The organism is Brevibacillus sp. HB1.2 (assembly GCF_013332495.1).
Taxonomy (GTDB): Bacteria; Bacillota; Bacilli; order Brevibacillales; family Brevibacillaceae; genus Brevibacillus; species Brevibacillus porteri.
The window spans coordinates 282,443-298,723 of record NZ_JABMIU010000001.1 but is presented as its reverse complement, the minus strand read 5'-3'; the positions used below and the strand labels follow the sequence as shown (position 1 = coordinate 298,723).

16 protein-coding genes are annotated in these 16,281 nt (G+C 45.2%); 13 read left to right on the top strand and 3 right to left on the bottom strand.

What is annotated here, in order from left to right:
• The first annotated feature begins 7 nt into the window (after positions 1 to 7).
• From HPY28_RS01240 to HPY28_RS01220, 5 genes are all read left to right on the top strand, one after another.
• The gene (locus tag HPY28_RS01240) at positions 8 to 1,552 is read left to right on the top strand and encodes an ABC transporter permease (protein ID WP_017248437.1); all 1,545 of its coding nucleotides are present in this window, start codon (positions 8 to 10) and stop codon (positions 1,550 to 1,552) included.
• A gap of 10 nt (positions 1,553 to 1,562) precedes the next feature.
• Positions 1,563 to 2,528 (top strand): ABC transporter ATP-binding protein, encoded by a 966-nt coding sequence (locus HPY28_RS01235; protein ID WP_026043082.1) that lies wholly within the window; start codon positions 1,563 to 1,565, stop codon positions 2,526 to 2,528.
• Positions 2,529 to 2,547: 19 nt separating this feature from the next.
• Positions 2,548 to 3,513 carry an ABC transporter ATP-binding protein gene (locus HPY28_RS01230; RefSeq protein ID WP_174224599.1) on the top strand — a complete coding sequence of 322 codons (966 nt, stop codon included), beginning with the start codon at positions 2,548 to 2,550 and terminating at the stop codon, positions 3,511 to 3,513.
• 35 nt (positions 3,514 to 3,548) lie between these two features.
• Entirely contained in the window at positions 3,549 to 4,904 is a 1,356-nt protein-coding gene (locus HPY28_RS01225) for a M20/M25/M40 family metallo-hydrolase (RefSeq protein WP_017248438.1), read from the top strand.
• Between the two features lie 174 nt (positions 4,905 to 5,078).
• Positions 5,079 to 5,654 carry a hypothetical protein gene (locus HPY28_RS01220; protein ID WP_017248439.1) on the top strand — a complete coding sequence of 192 codons (576 nt, stop codon included), beginning with the start codon at positions 5,079 to 5,081 and terminating at the stop codon, positions 5,652 to 5,654.
• Between the two features lie 114 nt (positions 5,655 to 5,768).
• Here the strand turns inward: HPY28_RS01220 and HPY28_RS01215 are convergent, their stop codons facing one another.
• From HPY28_RS01215 to HPY28_RS01205, 3 genes are all read right to left on the bottom strand, one after another.
• A complete protein-coding gene (locus tag HPY28_RS01215) occupies positions 5,769 to 6,140 on the bottom strand; it encodes an ArsR/SmtB family transcription factor (protein ID WP_017248440.1) in 372 nt (123 codons plus the stop codon).
• Complete coding sequence (locus HPY28_RS01210) at positions 6,141 to 6,575, bottom strand: SRPBCC family protein (RefSeq protein ID WP_017248441.1); 435 nt, start codon at positions 6,573 to 6,575, stop codon at positions 6,141 to 6,143. It lies immediately after the preceding gene.
• A 182-nt stretch (positions 6,576 to 6,757) separates the two neighbouring features.
• Positions 6,758 to 7,669: a LysR family transcriptional regulator gene (locus tag HPY28_RS01205; RefSeq protein ID WP_174229931.1), complete on the bottom strand. Its 912-nt coding sequence runs from the start codon at positions 7,667 to 7,669 to the stop codon at positions 6,758 to 6,760.
• 209 nt (positions 7,670 to 7,878) lie between these two features.
• Between HPY28_RS01205 and HPY28_RS01200 the strand changes: the two genes are divergently transcribed.
• The 8 genes from HPY28_RS01200 (at position 7,879) to HPY28_RS01165 (ending at position 16,232) form a co-directional block, all read left to right on the top strand.
• On the top strand, positions 7,879 to 8,661 hold the full coding sequence (locus HPY28_RS01200; protein WP_173621784.1) for an enoyl-CoA hydratase/isomerase family protein: 783 nt from the start codon (positions 7,879 to 7,881) through the stop codon (positions 8,659 to 8,661).
• Positions 8,662 to 8,700: 39 nt separating this feature from the next.
• Positions 8,701 to 10,242 carry a class I adenylate-forming enzyme family protein gene (locus HPY28_RS01195; RefSeq protein ID WP_174230162.1) on the top strand — a complete coding sequence of 514 codons (1,542 nt, stop codon included), beginning with the start codon at positions 8,701 to 8,703 and terminating at the stop codon, positions 10,240 to 10,242.
• A 1-nt stretch (position 10,243) separates the two neighbouring features.
• Entirely contained in the window at positions 10,244 to 11,830 is a 1,587-nt protein-coding gene (locus tag HPY28_RS01190) for a long-chain-fatty-acid--CoA ligase (protein WP_017248445.1), read from the top strand.
• Positions 11,831 to 11,962: 132 nt separating this feature from the next.
• A complete protein-coding gene (locus HPY28_RS01185; protein WP_017248446.1) occupies positions 11,963 to 13,141 on the top strand; it encodes a lipid-transfer protein in 1,179 nt (392 codons plus the stop codon).
• A gap of 25 nt (positions 13,142 to 13,166) precedes the next feature.
• Entirely contained in the window at positions 13,167 to 13,982 is an 816-nt protein-coding gene (locus HPY28_RS01180; RefSeq protein ID WP_173621787.1) for an SDR family NAD(P)-dependent oxidoreductase, read from the top strand.
• A 37-nt stretch (positions 13,983 to 14,019) separates the two neighbouring features.
• Complete coding sequence (locus tag HPY28_RS01175) at positions 14,020 to 14,472, top strand: MaoC family dehydratase N-terminal domain-containing protein (RefSeq protein ID WP_173621788.1); 453 nt, start codon at positions 14,020 to 14,022, stop codon at positions 14,470 to 14,472.
• A gap of 27 nt (positions 14,473 to 14,499) precedes the next feature.
• Positions 14,500 to 14,907 carry a MaoC/PaaZ C-terminal domain-containing protein gene (locus HPY28_RS01170; RefSeq protein WP_174229929.1) on the top strand — a complete coding sequence of 136 codons (408 nt, stop codon included), beginning with the start codon at positions 14,500 to 14,502 and terminating at the stop codon, positions 14,905 to 14,907.
• A 128-nt stretch (positions 14,908 to 15,035) separates the two neighbouring features.
• Positions 15,036 to 16,232 (top strand): acyl-CoA dehydrogenase family protein, encoded by a 1,197-nt coding sequence (locus HPY28_RS01165; RefSeq protein ID WP_174229928.1) that lies wholly within the window; start codon positions 15,036 to 15,038, stop codon positions 16,230 to 16,232.
• Positions 16,233 to 16,281 lie beyond the last annotated feature (49 nt).

Below are 16,281 nucleotides of genomic sequence, written 5' to 3'. Positions count from 1 at the left end.
CAGACGAATGAAAAGTCAGAATACTCACTCTCCCATTCAGCTATTTTTGAAAAAGTTCAAGAAACAGACGATGGCGGTAGTAGCCTTCTGGATATTAATCGGCATCTTTCTGCTAGGGTTGGCAGGGCCATGGATCACACCCTATGATCCGAATCGGCCTGTGACAGAGCAGTATGAGGAAAAGGGAATCGACAAAACGAAAGAATTGACCGGATCGATTCAAATAAGCGGGATCATGAGTGATGGTACAGAACGCCCTGTGTCTGAGCTTATGCTGCAAAGTACGAACCGACAGATTTCCACCGTCAGTGAATCGAATGGCTCGATCACCATAACACCAGTCGGGCAAGGAAGCACAACAGTGCTGATGGCAAAAGGAGATGTCGCTACGCAGATCAAGCTAGACGTTTCTGCAGAGGACTCCCCACCGATTCTTACGCAGCTGCTGCTTCAAGGTCCGGCAGGCATGGTAAAGAAGGGGGACATCTTCCAGCTTGAGCTAGAGGCCAGACTTTCAAATGATGTTAAGCTGATCGGCTTTGAACAAATTCGTAGCAACCTGAAACAAGTAGTGGGGGCGAACAAGGCTGTCTCACAAGAAAACAACGGGTTCGTAACAGCCAAGAAAAAGCAATCGGAAGAGGACGGACAAATTCATTACCAGTCGACAGATGAAAAAGTAGTACGTGTAACGCCTGATGGGACGGTGACCGCGCTTGGTCAGGGTATCGGGCAAGTGAAAGTATCAATCGGGCCTGTATCTACCATTGTCCCGATAGCTGTTGAAACATCGATGCAAGAGCCTGTACTCGTCCAAATACAGCCTAGTCAGACGCATATCGCACTTATGGACAATAGGAAACATCAACAGCCATCCCTACTGCACTGGTTCGGAACCGATCATCAAAATCGGGATATCTTCAGTCGTGTCTTGGCTGGGACTCGTGAAACACTGTTCATTGGTTTCGTATCTGTCGGGATCGGTGCTGTTATTGGGACGCTGCTTGGCCTATTAGCTGGATATTACGGAAGGTGGATTGACTCGATCATTACGCGTCTAACCGATATTTTGTTGGCGTTTCCGGGGATATTGCTCGCGATCGCAGTGATTGCCGTGCTAGGGGCTGGGATGGTTAACATTATTTTTGCAGTAGCAGTTTTTACGGTTCCCATCTTCATCCGCATCGTCAGAGGGAGTGCTCTAGCGTTAAAGCAAATGACGTATGTGGAAGCGGCTAAATCAATCGGTGTGCAGGATTTTGTGATTATCATACGGCATATTTTGCCCGGTATGCTTCCTGTGGTCATGGTTTATTTGACGATGAGAATTGGTACAGCGATTCTGCTTGGAGCTGCTCTTAGCTTTCTCGGTCTAGGTGGTGACATAACAGCTCCGGAATGGGGGGCGATGTTGAGCGCAGCCAAAGACAACAGCCGGAATTTTTTCTACCCAACATTTTTTCCTGGGATCGCCATTGTACTGACTGTCGTCTGTTTCAATTTGTTTGGCGACGGTCTGCGAGATACGCTCGATCCCAAGCTAAAGGAGTAGAAGTGAACGAATGAATACGCCTATTTTAGAGGTCAACCAGTTACAGGTTTCTTTTAAGAAAGAAAAGGAAGAGATAACTGTCGTCAACGGTATTTCCTTTATTGTTCATGCGGGTGAAACCTTGGGGATCGTCGGAGAATCCGGTTGCGGCAAAAGCATTACCTCACTATCGATCATGCGCCTGATCAGCCCACCCGGCCGCATTACGAATGGACAAATTGTTTATAACAACAGGGATTTGACCCAACTCTCCGAGGAAGAAATGCGTGTGGTCCGAGGAAACGAGATCGCGATGATTTTCCAGGAGCCGATGACCTCCTTAAACCCTGTTTTTACGATCGGCCGACAAATCGATGAGATTATTCTACTTCATACGTGCGCATCCAAACAGGAAGCAAAAGAACAATCCATTGAGATGCTAAAGCGCGTCGGTATATCCCGTGCTGAGCAAATCTACCGAAGCTATCCGTTCGAATTGTCGGGTGGAATGCGGCAACGGGTAATGATTGCGATTGGGATGGCATGCCAGCCAAAGCTGTTGATTGCGGATGAACCAACAACGGCGCTGGATGTAACGATTCAATTGCAAATCTTAGACCTGATGAAAAAATTGCAAGAAAAAGAAAATACAGCCATCATGCTAATCACTCATGACCTGGGGGTGGTCGCTGAGATGTGTGATCGCGTTCTGGTGATGTATGCAGGAGAAGTCGTGGAAGAAGCTGACGTCGATGATTTATTCCATAATCCTAAGCATCCTTATACCATTGGTCTACTGCAATCCATGCCCTCTTCAGTAGAAAAGAGAAGCCGCTTATATACGATCAAAGGGCAAGTCCCGCCAGCAGGGTCGATCACCAAGGGTTGTCGCTTTGCAGAACGGTGCGATCGTGTTATTGACCGTTGCTGGGTGGAAGACCCCGCGATCGTTTCGGTCGGCAATAATCATACGTGCCGCTGCTGGTTACATGCCTAGGAGAACGGGAGGTGTTGGGATGGACCCATTAGTAGAAGTACAACAGTTACAGGTGTTTTATCCAGGGAAGAGCAAGCTGCTGCAAAAAACGAAGAGTGTAGTGAAGGCCGTCGATCATGTTTCGTTTACCATCAATCAAGGAGAGACGCTCGGGCTGGTAGGAGAATCCGGATGTGGAAAATCGACGATGGGCAGGGCGATTTTGCACCTGACAAAACCAACTTCAGGAGATATCAGCTTTGCAGGCAGGAGTCTGTCCTCCTTATCAGCGAGTGAACTGAGGCAACAGCGCAAGCATTTTCAAATGGTGTTCCAAGATCCATTCTCGTCGCTTAACCCACGATTGACGGTAAAGGAAATTCTAGATGAGCCGCTAAAAGCCCATAGATTGGGTGATGAACATCAGCGTTTGGAAAAAATACATCATATGATGGAGGTTTGCGGGTTAAATCGCACGTATGCTGAGCGGTATGCTCATGAATTTTCGGGTGGGCAGCGGCAACGAATTGGCATTGCTCGTGCACTGATTCTTCAACCACAGCTAGTAGTGGCTGATGAACCCGTCTCTGCACTAGATGTATCGATCCAGTCGCAAATCTTAAATCTCATGCAGGATTTACAAGAAGAATTTCAACTGACTTACTTGTTCATTTCCCATGATCTCGGGGTAGTTCGGCATATATGCAATCGTGTAGGAGTCATGTATTTAGGGAGAATGGCGGAGCTTGCGACAACGGAACAATTGTACGCCAATCCATTACACCCTTATACCAAGACGTTGTTATCCGCCATCCCAGTGGCAGATCCCCGATTGAGGAAAGAACGAATCATTTTGCAAGGGGACGTGCCTTTACCAGCCAACTCTCCACTGGGCTGCGCTTTTGCCAGTAGATGTCCGAATGTGATGGAGATATGCAAAGAAATCAGACCAGATATGCAGCAGGTAACCGATTCGCATAGTGTGGCTTGTCATCTCTATGTCTGATCAAAAAGGAAACCATAGATAGGAGAGAATATAGCATGAGCTTAGCTACTGTTCAGCGTCTGATAGTGGAGCGTAAAGAACTTTATTTACAGCAACTGTTTGCCTTGTTGAAACAGAAAAGCATAAGTACAACCAATGTAGGCGTACGAGAATGTGCGGAGCTGTTGAATGAGATGATGCAGGCATGTGGGATACAGAGTCGCCTAATGGAAACAGCGGGACATCCAATTGTATATGGAGAATGGATAAAGGCTGAGAATGCATTCACAGTATTGATCTATGGTCACTATGATGTCCAGCCCCCTGAGCCGCTCGAGGAATGGCTGTCGCCACCCTTTGAACCGAACATACGAGACGGAAGGATTTATTGTCGAGGAGTAGGAGACAACAAAGGTCAGTTAATGGCTCAGGTACTGGCGATTCAAACGTATTTGGACAGCTTTGGTGAGTTGCCAGTCAATGTGAAGCTGGTATTTGAAGGGGAGGAGGAAAACAGTAGTCCTCATCTCGCGACTTTCGTTGAAGAGAATAAAGAGCTATTGGCATGTGACCTTGTTTACACATCAGATGGGCCCATGCATGGAAGTGGTATCCCTTCTGTTGAGTTAGGTGTCAGGGGTATTCTTGGTGTCGAACTGGTAGCACACGGAGCAAAATGGGATCATCATTCGGGAAATATGGGAAATATCGCACCCAATCCGGCATGGATGCTTATTGACTTGTTAAAAACGATGCGTGATGAGCAAGGGAGGGTGCTAATCGAAGGATTTTACGATAATATCCGCCAACCGACTGCCTATGAGCTGGATTTGCTTCGCAAGCTTCCTTTTGAACGTGAGGTGTTAATCGAGCAGATCGGATATCCAGATATCGAAGCGGATGCCGAAACCTTTTATCGCTTGGTATCCTTGGAACCGACTTTCAATATTTGCGGTTTTCACAGTGGATACGGGGGAGACGGCTCCAAGACGATTATTCCTGCCACTGCGCGTGTGAAAATGGATATACGGCTAGTCATCGATCAAGACCCAGACGATATTTTTCAAAAGCTTTGCGAACATGTGAAAAAACACAATCCTTCCATAGAGGTCTTGCATCAAGGAGAAATGAAACCTTCACGTACTTCTGCTGAACTAGAGATCGTGAAAGTGGTTACACAGGCAGTCAGAGATGCGTACAGAGTAGATCCTCTTCTTGTACCTGGAGTCGGCGGGAGCCTCCCCGATTATGTCTGGACTCAGATTCTCGGAGTCCCATCCGTGATGGTCCCGTATGCGAACGCAGATGAGGCGAATCATGCGCCGAATGAAAATATGGTAGTGGACCTTTTTTATCAGGGCATTTCATGTACATGCCATGTGATTCATCGATTAGGGGAGCTTTCAAAGTAAGAATCAATAAGTAGTAATTTGCTATTCATATCCATATGTAATATAATGCTTGGGTTAATAGCACTCCACGTATCAGTAACGGCACGGGCGTGTTCGCGATAGTTCGCGATCGCCCTTATTTCTAATACGCGAATAAAACAGTGGAGAGAGAATATAGAAAAGGTGGTCCTCAACATGAAAAAGTCTACATTGATCCCAGCTGCACTTCTGTTAGCAGTCCTGACTGCTTGCGGCAACACGCAAACTGCAGAGCAACCAGCAAAACAAGATCAAGCGGCAACAGGTACCCAACAACCAGCAGGTGAAGCAACTACGCAAAAACCTGCAGAAGCGAAAAAAGAAGAGCAACAGGTGATCGTTGTTCCACAAGAAATCGTTGTGTACAAGCAAGGGGAAAAAACATCCCTGAAGCCGGAAGATGACAAGTTCAAGGAAATTCTTGCGCTCATGAATAAACGTTTTGAAACACTTGCGGACCAAATGCGTTTTGATGACAGCACTCAAGCGGTGGAGAAGGACAAGAAAGAGGCTTTGGCAGTTGAATTCAACTACGCTGAAGTAACGACAAACACTTTGCCAGCGACTGTTGGAACTGATAACAAAGCAGAAGTAAAGGCGAAGACACTGTTCTTCGTATTGAGCGGAGACAACAAAAACCATATGTTTGATTCAGAAGATGGCAAAGCTTATGGAACAGCACCGTTGCACTTGACCGAATCCACTGAACTGACCGAGCTGTTGAATAAGTAAGCCAATTACCCAGACTGTCGAGCAATCGGCAGTCTTTTTGCTATAAGAAATGCCTGATCAAAGATAACCCTCTTGATCTTGGGTCAATCGATCAAGAGGGAAGGGCATGATAAACTATTTCCTTTTTTGATCCGGTTCCGATTGCACGACAGTTAATGCCGTATCGCCATCGGTTTCCACCAGATGCTTCAACATAGAGAGCTTATTGTTCCAAAACTGCTCGTAAAAGGAAAGCCATTGCTTTACTTCTGTTAGGGGACCGGGATGCAACCGATAGATTTTCTCGCGACCTACCTTATGTCCCGTAACCAAATCTGCGTCAGCAAGTATATGAAGATGCTTGACCACAGCCGTTCGGCTTATGGGGAAATGAGAGGTAATTGCAGAGATAGGCAATTCTTTTTCAGCTAGCAAGCGAAGTACTTCTCGACGAGTAGGGTCAGCGATCGCTTGAAATACATCAACCTTTTCTGCTGAAGCAGACATTTAGCCTTCCACAACCTTTTTCAGACGCTCATGTACAATTCCAACCCAACCTTGATTCATCTTCTCACGAATCATTGCGCTCTTCGCGTTTGCTTTTTCGATGATCTCATCTGCCGCTTTCCATCCACCATGAATGAGGGTAAACTCCGTTTTATCTCCCAGGTCTTTTAAAAGAAACGAGACTACCCAACCGTCTGTATCCCAAGCAAAAGAAAGGCGATGAGGTTCTTCTACTTCCAACACTTTGCATGGGGACGGTCCAAAAGGGGATTGGATATGAAACTCATGACCTACCACTGGTTGAAAATCATTCGGCATAAACCAAGCAGAAATGGCTTCCGCAGTGGATACTTTCTCCCATACCTTTTGAATAGGGGCGTCGAAAACAATGGTTTGTTTAATATCTTCTACGGTTTGTTGATTGTTCTGTTCCACGATAAATCTCTCCGTTTCGTAGTGAAAATATAACACCTTTTGGTTTTACTTCATGATGATATAACACCATTTGGTTTTATGTAAATGGTATTTTTCCTCCAATGATCAACGTTTATACAAAAAAAGGAGATCAGATTTACTGAAGCTCCTTTGTCATATTCATGCATCGACGCATTATTTGCTTATTCTTTATATTGATTCGCCTGGGCTTGAAGTTCTTTTAAAAATTCCTTACCGACTTTGGAAAAGTATTGGTTTTTTCGTTTGATGCAATAATAGGAGACCACGGGCTCTGTTGCAATGACGGGCTTACAAATAATATCTTCCCCTTGAAAAAATGGATCAGCTTTCGTCGTTAGGTAGGTTTCAAAGCCCAATGCCAATCCTTGTGAGATGAAATGTTTTTTTGTTTCATAATTTTGAGATTGAACCAAAAAATTGATTTTATCAAACTCCCCAAAAATATAGGCATGAAATTTTTTTGTGTCACTCAAATTGGTTGATCCAACAAGCGGGTAGTTATATAGATCCTCCATGTAAAGAATGTCTTTGGATGCCAATTCCGAATCCTTTCGAAAGCAAACCATCATGGAGGTATCGGTGAGATGTGTTGTGGTAAGTAGTTGGTTTTCTTCGTGGGAGGAGGGAAATGAGTAGATAATGCCAATGTCGACATCACCATTTAAAACGTCTTTTCGAACTTGCGTAAGATGTGCTTCTTTCACATGAAGATGGACTTTTGGGTATTTCAAATTAATAGAAGCCAATGTTTTTGGGATGATGGTTCTACAGATGCCAGGGACAGTTGAGATGGATAGCTGTCCTTCAAACTTGGAAGAATCATATTTCGCCTCGTTTTTAAATTCCTCGATATGGATTAATATTTCCTGTGCACGAGCGATCAGCTTTTTCCCCAGTTCAGTTGGCTCTAATCCTGTTCGAGAGCGATCAAAAATCTTTACACCCAGCTCCTCCTCCAAACTGCTGATCGCAAGGCTTATACCTGGAGAAGATACAAAAAGTCGTTCGGCTGTATTCGCAATCGATCCCGTTTTTGCTATTTCAGTTATGTAGATTAGTTGCTCGATTCGCATAGCTTCACCTCAGTACCATTGATTTTCAAGTAGACTGTTTAGGCTTGCTTATATGAGCCATTAATATTTACATAACGAACCTTTTCATTTCTAAACTTTCAAAATAGATAATACCAGAATATCATGAATACAAGATTCCGAACAATCAGAATTATTGTTTTAATGACATTTGACCAAACTTGGTCCGAGTACGCAAAGAGGTGAGTCGTATGAAGGAAAAAAACATCGTGACTACTATGGAAAACAAAGTCTGCATCATCAAATTGAACAGGCCAGAAATCAGAAATCCTTTAACGGAAGTGGCATGGGAACTACTCGATACCTTTAGGGAAATTCAATATGACGACCAAGTCAAAGCGGTTATCATCACGGGTACAGAACGTGCGTTTAGTGCTGGTGGCAATTTGAACAACGTTCAGGGCGATACTTCGAATGCCTTTTCTACCCGTAAAAGAATGAAACAGTATTATGAGCTGCTCCACATGATGAGAAAAGTGGAAAAACCCATGATAGCAGCAGTAAATGGCGCCGCAGCAGGAGCAGGAGTCAGTCTGGCATTAGCCTGTGACTTGGTGATTGCAGCCCGTTCCGCTTTCTTCATTCAAAGTTTCGTGAAAGTGGGGGCACTTCCCGATTTCGGTGGGATTCATTTTTTAACACAATCATTAGGGCCTCACCGAGCAAAAGAACTGATGATGTTGGGAGAGCGCATCTCGGCAGAACAAGCATACCAACTCGGGTTGGTGAATGAAGTAGTCGATGATGACATCTTACTGGAGCGGGCATGTTCCATAGCGCAAAAGATTGCAGAAGGGCCAAGCTTGTCAATTGGACTGATCAAACAACTCGTTCACTATAGCGCAAATGTCAGCTTAGAAGAATTTTTGGAGTTGGAAGCCTTTGGTCAAGGAGTATGTTTTCAGACGGAAGATTTGAAAGAAGGAGTTACTGCATTTTTTGAAAAACGGGCTCCACAATTTAAAGGGAAATAATGTGAGATTTCCTTGTTGGTGAGGTGCGTCATCGTGAATATGGGGAGTTCACTTGTCAGAAACACGAATATGATGCCGGATAGAGTCGCGATCATCTATCAGGATCAGACATACACGTATGAACAGCTAAATCGAATCGTAAATCGACTGGCACATGGCTTGCTTTCACTTGGGATCACAAAAGGTGAAAAAATATGCTTCATGATGAAAAACTCCAATATCTTCCCGATCGCTTTGTTTGCGGCCGCCAAGATCGGTGCTGTCACGGTTCCGATTAACGTTCGCCTGACGAAATCAGAAGCAGCATACCTCATCGATCATTCGGATGCCAAGCTGGTCATTTATGATGAAGAGTATGGAGCGTTGATTGAACACGCTCGATCTGCCAAGGTCGCCCATTGTATTGCTGTTCACCATACGCAAGTAGAAGGACATTTGTCGTTGCAACAAGTTCTGACCGAAAATGAAAATGAGCCTGATGTAGTGGTTGAACAGCATGATGATTCTCACATCCTGTATACATCCGGAACGACAGGAAGACCCAAAGGAGCCGTATTCGATCATCATCGAGCTATTTTGTTCATTTTTCATTCGCTTGGTTTGAGTGGGGAAACAATGAACAGCCGAATCTTGCATTTCATGCCTTTCTTTCACGGTGCAGGATTCAGTATCCTCTTCAAGGATTTATTTTTGGGACAAACACTTGTCATTCAACAAAAATTTGATCCTGTTGAAGTTCTAAAAGCAATTGAACATTACAAAATTCAATCATTTATTGCCGTTCCAACGATGTATAACATGATGCTGCAAGTCCCAGATGCAGACCAATACGATTTATCCTCGATTGAAAGTCTAAGGTATGGTGGAGCACCGATGTCTCCTGAACTCATCAAGAAAAGTATGGAACTGTTTAAGACGGATCAGTTCAACAACCGTTGTGGATTGACAGAAGGCGGACCTTCCGGGATTTACTTATATCCGGAGGATCATAAGGAAAAGCTGGGGACAAGCGGAAAGTCTAGATTCTTGACGGAAGCTAAAGTCGTTGACAAGGATGGAAAAGAAGTTGCCCCAGGAGAAATTGGGGAATTGCTTCTTCGGAGCGACATGATCATGAAGGAGTATTATAAAAATCCAGAGGCTACTGCTGAGGCAATTCGTGACGGGTGGCTATATACGGGAGACTTGTGTTCCGTTGATGAAGATGGCTTCATAACACTTGTTGATCGCAAAAAAGATATGATTATTTCGGGTGGCAGCAACATCTATTCCGTTGAAGTAGAGAACATTCTGTATGCTTTTGATGGTGTATGGGAAGCAGCAGTGATAGGAGTTCCCGATGAGAAGTGGGGCGAAATAGTGGCAGCGGTAATCATCGCAAAACCTGGTTATACCATCGATAGAACCGAGTTAATTGAATTCTGTCGGAAGCATCTCGCTGGTTACAAGATTCCTCGCGCAGTAATCTTCACGGACGTTTTGCCAAGAAATCCTTCTGGGAAAATACTGAAATATGAATTGCGGAGCCGTTACATAAAACATCAATCCGAATCCACTTCTTCAAATGAAAGGAGTCGGTAAATTGAAAAAGCCATGGCACGCCTTTTATCCGAAAACAATCCCCGTAGAAATGGAAATTCCTCTGTGCTCCATCTACCATTTCCTTGAGCGAGCTGCACAAGATTTCCCTCATCATCCAGCTATTATCGAAGCGGATCTGGCGTTTACTTATACCGAACTGAAGCACGCAGTGGATCGTTTTGCCGGTGCCTTGCATCGACGTGGATGCAAGAAGGGAGATCGCTTGGGAATCATGCTGTACAATTGCAAAGAATATATCATCGCCTATTTCGCAGTTCAACGAATAGGGGGGATTGTCGTCCAACTGAATCCCATGTTTCAGCAGCGGGAATTGCTTATTATGCTGGATGACTCGGAGCCGAGCTGGTTGATTTGTGATAGCAGTCAGATCGAGAAACTAGAAAGTACCGGCTATCACCATAAGCTGACGATCGTAACCACAGATCACAATCCAGCTGGATATGCCTACTTCTATCAGTGGATCGAAGAACAAAACGATACACTCCCTCCTTTGCAAATCAATAGCAAGGAAGATATTGCCGTCCTACAGTACACAGGGGGAACGACAGGAACACCTAAAGGGGTAATGATTACGCATTACAACACGGTAGCGACCACGTACCATACCTCGATCACAGACGAAGGGGCACTTCAGCGTCCCGGCGAACGGTTTCTTGGTGTTTTCCCGTTGTTCCATGGTGCAGGCCTGATGGTCATGATCGCCTCTATCTTCCATGCAGGTGTCTACATTCCCATCATGCATTTTCGCATCCATGACACTCTTCCCATCATCCGCAAGTATCGTCCCTCTCATCTCTCAGCATCACCGACTGTCTTTGTCGCATTAGTGAATCATCCTGATTTTCGGGAGGATGATTTGCGTTCATTGAAAATATGCAGATCAGGTGCTGCTCCGATCCCGTTAGAAGTATTGCGAGCATTTGAACATAAGTCGGGCGTCCGTATTTCTGAAGCGTATGGACTTACAGAATCCAACGCTGTTATCGTTCGGGTATTTGGTAAAGGTATTCGAAAAACAGGGAGCGTAGGGATACCAGTCCCAAATGCCGATGTAAAAATCGTGGATATGGAAACAGGTTTGAAAGAAATGCCACCGGGAGCAACGGGTGAAATTGTTTTGAAAAGTCCGCAAATCATGAAAGGATATTGGAAAAAACCAGAAGAGACAGCGCAAACGATCCGTGATGGATGGCTCTTTACGGGTGACACGGGCATGCTGGATGAGGATGGCTTCTTGTATGTTGTCGGAAGAAAGAAGGAAATGATCATCGCAGGAGGATACAATATTTATCCCAACGAGATTGATGAGGTCCTGTACATGCATCCAGCCGTTGCAGAAGCGTGTACATTCGGTGTCCCGGATGCCTACCGTGGAGAAACCGTCAAAGCAGCTATTGTTGTGAAGAAAGACCATTCGCTGACAGAAGAAGATATTGTGGAATGGTGCAAAGAACGGTTGGCGAAATACAAAGTGCCCAGATTGATCGAATTCAGGGAGCAATTGCCGAAATCGGCAGTGGGCAAAATATTGCGCCGTACATTGGTTGAGGAAAATCGTACCCATTAATATTTTCTTAATGTACCTTTTGCGTTCTAAACTTTATTAAATACGAGCATAAATTTATTATTCATTTAAAGATTCTAATTATTCGCAAATATGAAAAGTGACTTCATCAATCTACCAAAGGAGGCGAGACTATTGGGTAAAAAAGTAAAAGTAATTGGTGTCAATATGATACCGTTTACAAAACCTGGAGCACACGAGCCGTATGAAGTCATGGCAGCAAAAGCGGTAAAAGGTGCACTGGAAGATGCGGGAATTGACTATTCCGAGATCCAGCAAGCATATGCAAGTTACGTTTACGGTGACAGCACGTGTGGTCAAAGAGCGTTATATCAGGTGGGGATGACCGGGATTCCGATTTTTAATATCAACAACAACTGCTCCTCTGGTTCCAATGCGCTGTTCCTGGCACGACAAGCAGTAGAGTCTGGCGCTGTAGAGTGCGCACTGGCAGTTGGCTTTGAAGAAATGAAGCCGGGCGCATTGAAATCTCATTGGGATGATCGAACACCAGCAACTGGCTGGTTGCAGGATCGCTTGAAGGAATTGTGGCCAGAAGTGCCGCAGTCTCCGAATGCCATCCGCTTGTTTGGTTCAGCAGGTAAGGAGTATCTGGAGAAGTATGGAGCAAATCCAGACATTTTTGCAAAAGTCTCCGTGAAAACAAGGAATCATGCCGTTCAAAATCCGTACTCGCTATTCACACAAACACTGACAGTAGAAGAGGTCATGAGTGCTCCGGAATTGATGCCTAGACTGACACGTCTTATGGCCTGTCCACCAACCTGCGGCGCAGCAGCCGCTATTGTTTGCAGTGAGGAATTTGCCAAAAAGCACGGTATTTCCAACGCAGTCGAGATCGTGGCGCAAGCGCTGACAACGGATATGAATGTCAGTCACGACAATATCCTCAATCTGGTGGGAGCCGATATGACCCGTCGTGCCGCCAAACAGGTCTATGAGGCGGCAGGCATCGGCCCAGAAGAAGTAGATGTCTTGGAACTCCATGACTGCTTCACCCCAAATGAGGTCATTACCTATGAGAGCCTGGGGATATGTGAGGAAGGTGGAGCAGAGAAATTGATCAATGATGGCGATAACACATACGGTGGCAAAGTGGTTGTCAATCCTTCTGGTGGCTTGATGTCAAAAGGACATCCAATCGGAGCAACGGGTCTTGCCCAGTGCACGGAGCTGGTCTGGCAGCTTCGCGGGCAGGCACAGAAACGGCAAGTGGAAAATGCAAGAGTTGCCTTGCATCACAACTTGGGTCTTGGTGGTGCTTGCGTCGTAACTATGTATCGAGTTGGATAAAAACGAAATGGAAGGAAGAGTGGAAATGGCAAAAATGTTGGAAAACCAAGTAGCGATCGTTACAGGGGCTGGACGTGGAATCGGCCGTGAAACGGCATTGGTATTAGCTGAAAATGGCGCGCGAGTCGTTGTGGCTGATCGAGATGAAGAACCGGCAACAGAAGTAGTTTCTACGATCAAGGATCTCGGAAGCGATGCGATCGCATTTTGCGGAAACGTAACAGATCCAGTCTATCCGAAGCAATTGGTAGATGCGACGATTTCTGCCTTTGGCCGACTGGATATTTTGGTGAACAATGCTGGCTATTGTATTGACGGCCTTCTTCATAAAATGACGGACGAAGCATTCCAGGCAATGCTAGACATCCATCTGATCGCTCCCTTCCGATTGATTCGTGAAGCATCCCCATACATGCGCGATGTCGCCAAAAAAGAGATCGAACAAGGCATCGTTTATCACCGCAAGATTATCAATGTCTCCTCCGGTTCCGGGGTGAGAGGAAACATGGGGCAAGCCAATTATTCTTCTGCAAAAGCAGGTGTCATTGGATTAACCAAGGTGGTAGCGAAAGAGTGGGGGCAATTCAACATAAACAGCAATGCAGTTGCCTTTGGCTTCATCGATACTAGGCTTACTCGTCCCAAAGAGGAAGGTCTTATTGTCAACGGAGAAGCAGCGGGCATCCCAGAAAAAGTAAGGGAGAAGTTAATCAGTAACATTCCGCAAAAACGAGTTGGCAGCGGAAGGGAAGCAGCTGAAAGCATTTTATTCCTCGCCTCCCCCTTGTCCAACTATATCAATGGACAAGTGCTTGGGGTAAACGGCGGTTCTTTGACGTAATCATTTCGTCCAATTTATGCAGATGAGGTGAATGAGCGTGTCAAATGTGAAAGATTTGATCGGGCTGGAGTTTAAACCTTACACCATGCCCGTAGAAAAAGGAAAAATAAAAGAATTGGCACTCGCTATCGGTGATGACAACCCGATCTATTACGATCTAGAGGCTGCTAAAAAAGAAGGCTACGATGGCATTCCTATCCCGCCAACCTTTTTGCAAGTTATTGACTTGTGGGGCGGCATGGGTTCCGTTGAAAAAATGGAGAAGTTGGGATTAAAACTGGCGAGAGTTTTGCATGGACAGCAATCCTACGAATACTTGGGTGACATTGTCACGGGAGACGTGCTGTCAGTCACGAGCAAGGTTGTCGATGCCGAAACGAAGACAGGAAGCAGCGGATCGATGGACTTGGTCACATCTGAAAATCAGTATCGAAATCAGCGAGGAGAACTGGTAGCTATTACGAGAAACACGATCGTGCATCGTCATTAATGGGGCATGAGAAGAAAGGAGAACGCCATGATATTTTATGAGGATGTAAGTGAAGGATACGAGTTCCCTGTTCTGGAAAAAGAACCGATCACCCGCGTGCAGCTCGTTCGGTTTGCAGGTGCTTCCGGCGATTTTCACCCGCTGCATCTGGTGGAAGAGTTCGCAGAGAAAGCAGGCATGAAGATCATCGCTCACGGAATGCTGGTCATGGGGATGCTGTCCCAAGGAGTTACTTCCTGGGTTACTCGAAAAAATATCCAGAAAATTCAAGTGCGTTTTAGCAAAATGACACTTCCAGGCGAATCGATTGAGATTGTCGGAAAAGTTCTGGAAAAAAAGTTGGATAACACTGTAGTGGGAGAAGTACTGGCAAAGAACAGCGAAGGAGAAGTCAAAGTTTCAGGCATCTTTGAGGCGAAATTGCCATCAAGGTAATAGATTTGGTCTGCGTTTCCTAACTGACCGGCTTGAGTACCGTGAAATTGGTTGCCACTATAGCCCTCACGGTTCTCATAGACGGTCTTTCCTATATGTATGAACAATTCAAAAAAGAGGAGGGGTGCATGGTGTCATATTCAACGACTTCATCTAAAACAAATACATTTGATTTATTTAGGAGAGAGAGACGTTTTCTCACCCATGAACATGATATGTTCCGAACTTCTTTGCAAAAATTTCTCGAAAAAGAAGCTGTCCCTTACATCGAGAAATGGGAAGAAGAAAAATACACGCCACGAGAATTTTATGAGAAGCTGGGTGCGCAAGGGTTTCTTTGTCCGCAGGTGCAGCCTGAATATGACGGTCTTGGCCTCGACTTCGGCTTTAATCTCGTCTTGGCGGAAGAGTTACACCGTGTTGGCGTAGGTACGTTGGCAAGCACGAGCTCTTCGATTATCGTCCCTTACCTCGAAAGATTTGGAAACGAAGAGCAAAAGAAAAGGTATTTGCCCAAATGTGTGAGTGGAGAGGTAACGACGTCAGTGGCGATGACAGAGCCTGGGATCGGATCGGACTTGGCGAGTATGAGTACAACGGCTATTCGTGAGGGCGATCACTATATCGTAAACGGGCAGAAAACCTTTATCTCCAACGGTATCAATGCATCACTGTTTTTCGTTGCAGTCAAAACCGATCCAAAAGCAACTCCAGCTCGGAAAGGTGTCAGCATCCTCTTGGTGGATGCGGATACACCCGGATTTTCCCGCGGACGCAAGTTGAAAAAGCTGGGCCAGCATTCTACAGATACGGTTGAGCTGATTTTTGAGGATGCGCGTGTTCCTGTCCCTAATCTATTAGGAGAAGAAGGCCAAGGCTTCTACTACTTGATGGAAAAATTGCAGCAGGAACGGCTTTTGATTGCTTTGGGTGCAATGGTCATAGCAGAAGAGATGCTCAAGTCAACCATGAGCTATGTAAAAGAAAGACATGCTTTCGGGAAACCGATCAGTTCCTTTCAGAATACACAATTTGAAATAGCAGAAATGGCAACCGAATTAAAAATAGCGCAGACCTTCCTTGATGATTTAACAGAAAAACATATGCAAGGCGAAAATATCGTTACCCAAATTTGCATGGCAAAATGGTTCATTACAGAAATGGCAAGGAAGATGTCAGCCCGTTGCTTACAGCTTCATGGCGGATACGGATTTATGGAAGAATATCCGATAGCCCGTCGTTATCGGGATGTTGCCGTGATGCCAATCTATGGAGGCACAACAGAAATTATGAAAAATATTATCGCCAAAAACCTTGGCTTATAGGGGGAAAGGAATTTTCACAAAGAACAGACTGCCGACAGATAGCCCTGTC

Coding starts and splice junctions, on each gene's coding strand:
- HPY28_RS01240 (WP_017248437.1), top strand. CDS start 8: ATGAAAAGTCAGAATACTCACTCTCCCATTCAGCTATTTTTGAAAAAG.
- HPY28_RS01235 (WP_026043082.1), top strand. CDS start 1,563: ATGAATACGCCTATTTTAGAGGTCAACCAGTTACAGGTTTCTTTTAAG.
- HPY28_RS01230 (WP_174224599.1), top strand. CDS start 2,548: ATGGACCCATTAGTAGAAGTACAACAGTTACAGGTGTTTTATCCAGGG.
- HPY28_RS01225 (WP_017248438.1), top strand. CDS start 3,549: ATGAGCTTAGCTACTGTTCAGCGTCTGATAGTGGAGCGTAAAGAACTT.
- HPY28_RS01220 (WP_017248439.1), top strand. CDS start 5,079: ATGAAAAAGTCTACATTGATCCCAGCTGCACTTCTGTTAGCAGTCCTG.
- HPY28_RS01215 (WP_017248440.1), bottom strand. CDS start 6,140: ATGTCTGCTTCAGCAGAAAAGGTTGATGTATTTCAAGCGATCGCTGAC.
- HPY28_RS01205 (WP_174229931.1), bottom strand. CDS start 7,669: ATGCGAATCGAGCAACTAATCTACATAACTGAAATAGCAAAAACGGGA.
- HPY28_RS01200 (WP_173621784.1), top strand. CDS start 7,879: ATGAAGGAAAAAAACATCGTGACTACTATGGAAAACAAAGTCTGCATC.
- HPY28_RS01195 (WP_174230162.1), top strand. CDS start 8,701: ATGGGGAGTTCACTTGTCAGAAACACGAATATGATGCCGGATAGAGTC.
- HPY28_RS01180 (WP_173621787.1), top strand. CDS start 13,167: ATGGCAAAAATGTTGGAAAACCAAGTAGCGATCGTTACAGGGGCTGGA.
- HPY28_RS01170 (WP_174229929.1), top strand. CDS start 14,500: ATGATATTTTATGAGGATGTAAGTGAAGGATACGAGTTCCCTGTTCTG.
- HPY28_RS01165 (WP_174229928.1), top strand. CDS start 15,036: ATGGTGTCATATTCAACGACTTCATCTAAAACAAATACATTTGATTTA.